At 39.2% G+C, this 3,088-nt stretch carries 2 protein-coding genes and 1 pseudogene; all 3 read left to right on the plus strand.

All coding sequences use genetic code 11. The features are described from left to right. On the plus strand, positions 1-531 hold a 531-nt coding region (locus VLB74_RS10840), incomplete at its 5' end, for a Dph6-related ATP pyrophosphatase (protein ID WP_325203476.1). Positions 532-581: 50 nt separating this feature from the next. Then, positions 582-2,684: an ATP-dependent DNA helicase RecG gene (gene recG / locus VLB74_RS10845; RefSeq protein WP_325203477.1), complete on the plus strand. Its 2,103-nt coding sequence runs from the start codon at positions 582-584 to the stop codon at positions 2,682-2,684. A gap of 95 nt (positions 2,685-2,779) precedes the next feature. Then, a pseudogene (locus VLB74_RS10850) lies at positions 2,780-3,088 on the plus strand (bestrophin family protein); the annotation flags it as partial.

Raw genomic sequence — 3,088 nt, forward strand, 5'->3', positions numbered from 1 at the left:
GAAATCCCGGAAATGCCAACCATGGAAGTGTACGAAGATGTCATGCACCAAACTCTTAATCATTTCAAAGAAAAAGGTGTAACCCATTCTGTTTTTGGCGATATTTTCCTCGAAGACTTACGAAAATACCGTGAAGATAAATTAGCCGAAATGCAATTGGAAGGCGTTTTCCCTCTTTGGAAAATTGACACTAAACAATTGATTCGCGAGTTTCTGGATTTGGGTTTCAAAACAATTGTGACCTGTGTTAACGAACGTACTCTTGATAAAAGTTTTGTCGGACGGGTTATCGATGAGCAATTCATAACTGATTTACCCGATGACGTAGACGTTTGCGGAGAGAACGGCGAATTTCATACGTTTACTTTTGACGGACCGATTTTCTCGAAGCCGATTGATTTTGAAATTGGCGAAATTGTGTACCGTAAGTATGAAAAACCCAAATCCGATTCATCAAATACTGCATGTGATACAGACGACAGCAGTGCTTTCGATTACGGATTTTGGTATTGCGATTTGATTCCGAAATAGAAATCAATTGAAAATTAAATTTTATATTAGCCTATCTTTTACAAGCCAAAATGAATAACCTGTTAGACACTTCAATAGAATATTTAAAAGGCGTAGGCCCTCAACGTGGGGATTTGTTGCGCAAGGAACTCAATATTCATCGATATGGCGATTTAATCAATCTATATCCGAACAGGTATATTGACCGTACGCGGTATTACAAAATCAACGAACTGCAAAGCAGCAACTCCGAAGTACAGATTGTCGGCAGGGTAATCCATATCAAATCGGTTGAACAGAAAAAAGGAAAACGTTTGGTTGCCACTTTTGTTGATGATACCGGCGAGATGGAACTGGTTTGGTTTCAGGGACAGAAATGGATACGCGAAAGCCTGAAAATAAATACGCCTTACGTGATTTTCGGGAAGACGACTTCCTTTAACGGACAGTTCAACATGGCGCATCCGGAAATGGAATTACTGGAAGATCATAAAGCGAATTTGCGTTCAGCCATGCAGGCCATCTACCCGAGCACTGAAAAGTTAGCTAACAAAGGAATCTCAAACAGAGTGATTGCCAAAATGATGCAACAGCTTTTCATTGAAACGCATACTTTGTTCTCCGAAACTCTTCCGCCTTATTTGATGGAAGAATTAAAATTGATTCCAAAAAACGCTGCACTTTTTAATATTCATTTTCCGAAAAGCCAGGAACTATTGGCCAAAGCGCAATTCCGCCTGAAATTTGAAGAACTGTTCTTTATCCAGCTGCAGCTCATCACCAAAAACCTAATCCGTAAACATAAAATCAAAGGTCATCCGTTTGAAAAGGTGGGCGATTATTTTACAACGTTCTACAACAACCATCTTCCGTTTGATTTGACCAATGCACAGAAAAAAGTGCTGAAAGAAATCCGAAATGATTTAGGCAGCAATGCGCAAATGAACAGACTATTGCAAGGTGATGTTGGTTCCGGAAAGACCATTGTCGGATTAATGAGCATGCTTTTGGCTATTGATAACGGCTTTCAGGCTTGCTTGATGGCGCCAACGGAAATCCTTGCTTCACAGCATTTTGTTGGTATTACTGAATTAGCTAAAGAGTTAAACCTCAATATAAAACTATTAACAGGCTCAACAAAAACTTCAGATAGAAAAATCATTCATGAAGAATTAGAAAACGGAACTTTACACATTATAATTGGGACACATGCCTTATTGGAAGACAAGGTGCAATTCAAAAATCTTGGTCTGGCAATCATAGATGAACAGCATCGTTTTGGTGTAGAACAGCGCAGTAAATTGTGGAAAAAAAATGAAGTTCCACCACATGTTTTGGTCATGACCGCCACTCCTATTCCGCGAACGTTGGCTATGAGTTTGTATGGCGATTTGGATGTTTCTGTTATTGATGAATTGCCTCCGGGGCGAAAACCAATCCAAACCGTACATCGTTTTGACAGCAACCGCTTGAAAGTATGGAAATTCCTGAAAGATGAAATTGCTAAAGGTCGACAGATTTACATCGTATATCCACTGATTCAGGAATCGGAAAAAATGGATTATAAAGATCTGATGGATGGTTATGAGGGAATTTCACGTGATTTTCCATTACCGCAATATTCCGTTTCCATCGTTCACGGACAAATGAAGCCTTCAGAAAAAGACGCTGAAATGAAACGTTTCTCGGAAGGTAAAACCAATATCATGGTAGCAACTACCGTTATTGAAGTCGGCGTGAATGTCCCCAATGCCAGTGTGATGATTATTGAAAGCGCTGAACGTTTCGGGTTATCACAATTGCATCAGCTTCGCGGTCGCGTGGGACGAGGTGCAGAACAGAGCTACTGCATTCTGATGACCGGACATAAATTAAGCAGCGATACAAAAACCCGAATCGAAACAATGTGCGCGACTAATGACGGATTTGAAATTGCGGAAGTCGATTTGAAATTGCGCGGTCCCGGCGATATCATGGGGAAACAGCAAAGCGGCGTTTTAAACCTGCAAATAGCTGATTTGATTAAGGATAAAGACATTTTACTATTAGCACGTCATCATGCCATAAAGCTTTTAAAAGATGATGCTTCAATGGAGAAACCGGAACATCAGGCGTTACGAAGGGCTTTCATCGAAATAAGTAAAAAGAAAACAATTTGGAATTATATTAGTTAGCAAAATTAAATATTATTTATAACACAAGTAATTTCAAACTAATTAACTTAAAAACTCAGTAACTTAACTACTTAGCAACTCAGTAACTCTAAAACATGGTACAATACAACCCAAAAGACTGGATTACTTTCATCTTTCGTTTCCACAAAGCAGATACTTTCAGACTCTTACTGCCGCTAATGATATTTATTGGTATTTATTCAGGTATCATTGGGTATTTAGAAGTTGAATATTTAGATCTACCCGAAAATAGTTATGTTAGAAATCTCGGTGCTATGCACGGAATGCTTGGTTTTGTGATTTCATTGCTATTAGTCTTTAGGACGAATACCGCTTACGACAGATGGTGGGAAGGCCGAAGAATGTGGGGAAGTTTGGTTAACAACAGTCGGAATTTTGCGTTG

Source organism: Flavobacterium sp. (genome assembly GCF_035456225.1).
GTDB lineage: Bacteria > Bacteroidota > Bacteroidia > Flavobacteriales > Flavobacteriaceae > Flavobacterium.

Bases quoted from the DNA above. Each gene is read 5' to 3' on its own strand.
- recG (WP_325203477.1), top strand. From the start codon at position 582: ATGAATAACCTGTTAGACACTTCAATAGAATATTTAAAAGGCGTAGGC.